The 1,765-nt window shown below is 51.0% G+C and carries 1 protein-coding gene; it reads left to right on the forward strand.

Features of this window, described 5'->3' with window-relative positions; translation table 11 throughout:
• On the forward strand, nt 1-756 hold a 756-nt coding region (locus tag G451_RS0120295), incomplete at its 5' end, for an AAA family ATPase (RefSeq protein WP_027185680.1).
• Between the last annotated feature and the right edge of the window lie 1,009 nt (nt 757-1,765).

The following is a 1,765-nucleotide window of genomic DNA, read 5'->3' on the forward strand; positions in this document are numbered from 1 at the left end:
CCGTTTCCTGATATTGAATCGAGCCACAAATTTTTCATCAAGGGCAAGGACCGGCACAATACGACCTCAAGAGGGTGGAGCGACTTGGTCAATCAGCTTGGCGGACAATTTCGCCTGCGCGCTCTTGTACTTGACCCGATCCAGTCCTTTTGCTCTGGCCTTGACCTCAACAGTTCGGAAGATGCCGACTTCGTTTGCAAAGAGCTTGCCCGTGTAGCAAGGCAGACATCGTCTGCGGTCATCTTCATCCATCACCTGCGTAAAGGGGCAATAGATTCCATTGACGATGCAAGAGATTCCATTCGTGGTTCGAGTGCCCTTGTAGATGGAACAAGATGCGTCTATGCAATGTACGTCATGGCAGAAAAAAAGGCTAAGTCAGTCTGTCAAAAGTACGGTGTTCCGTATCGAAAAGGTTGCATTGTAGAGGGTGGAATCGTCAAAGAAAACTACTCTGACGGCAAAGAACCTCATACCATGTACCGAAAGCCGAACGGTATCATCGTTGACATAACAACGATTGACCGATCAGAGTCTGTCATGGATTCACTGCTTTCAGAAATACGTGATGCCTACTCCGCTGGAAGGCCGTACACCATGACAGGGGCACATGGTCTGTATGAACGACGAAGCGAGATGCATGGTGCCCTCAAGAACCAGAGCAAGCGGGGGTTGCGAGACCTCGCTCTGGCATTGATCGAGGCCGGAACGGTGATCCGAGACGGGCATTCCTTGAGACCTGCTCGGGGCGCATAGCCAGCTCGTTGCCATTTCCGGATTTCCACTGGAAACGAAAATACCGTGGAAACGCTGAAACCCAGGCAGGACAAGGGTTCCCGGCGTTTCCAGGCAAGCCCATTTCCACAGGGGTGGAAACGACAAATCAGAGACTTAACGCCTCGAATTTAAATATCTTTTCTCCTGATTTCCGCTTTTCCACTTTTCGTCCCTACGGGAGAGAGGCATTCCTGGAAATGCCGTCTCCCCGGTCCCCAGAGGGCGGCCGGTTGCCCATGCGTGAGCATGAGGTGGCCGGGCGTCTCTTCTCTTCAACACACATCACAACCACGCATAAACCGCCCTACTTTGCGTTCTGGATAATTTTACGGCCCAAACACTAGGGCACAACCAAAACCCTCTACAGGGCCATTTATGAGCGATTATGATAGGCGCGGAGTTAGTACGATACCAGACTTGAGTCAGTGCCCGTCGTAGGCTCGCTTGTGATGTTACTAACCCTGTTCAATTTGCGTTCTAAGGCTTTTGAATCACCCATGCCGTGTTTGCCTCGAAAAACTTTACAGGATGCGATACAGGCCCATTTCTGCGCGATTTTACCCTATGCCTGTGGTGGTTGTGGTGTGTAGTCTGCCACAGCTAGCCCCGAATGGGGCTCTAGGCCGAAGGCCGTAGCATGGAGGCGGAAGCCGACTCTCATCACGACAGAGCGAAATGGGGAGCCTATGGGGAGTTCTCTGTCAGGTCTGAGCAGAAACCAAACTTACCGCCCTCAAGGAAGCGCGAAGCGCATGGAGCTGGAGGCGTGCTTTTTGTCAGAGTTCCCCCAGGCCAGCAGGCCGAGAAGGCGAAAACTCCACTCCTTGATGGGTTAGCAAATATATAGAACGCGCCTGCTCACGCGCGCGCGAAATATTCTCTTTTCTACTTTTCTCTTTTCTAGTGCATTTTATTGTTAGTTTTTTTAGGGTGTTATAATATACTATTCTGACAAAAAGCACGTGAGTCTCTGACAAAAAGCACGTGA

It is taken from the genome of Desulfovibrio inopinatus DSM 10711, assembly GCF_000429305.1.
Taxonomy (GTDB): Bacteria; Desulfobacterota; Desulfovibrionia; order Desulfovibrionales; family Desulfovibrionaceae; genus Alteridesulfovibrio; species Alteridesulfovibrio inopinatus.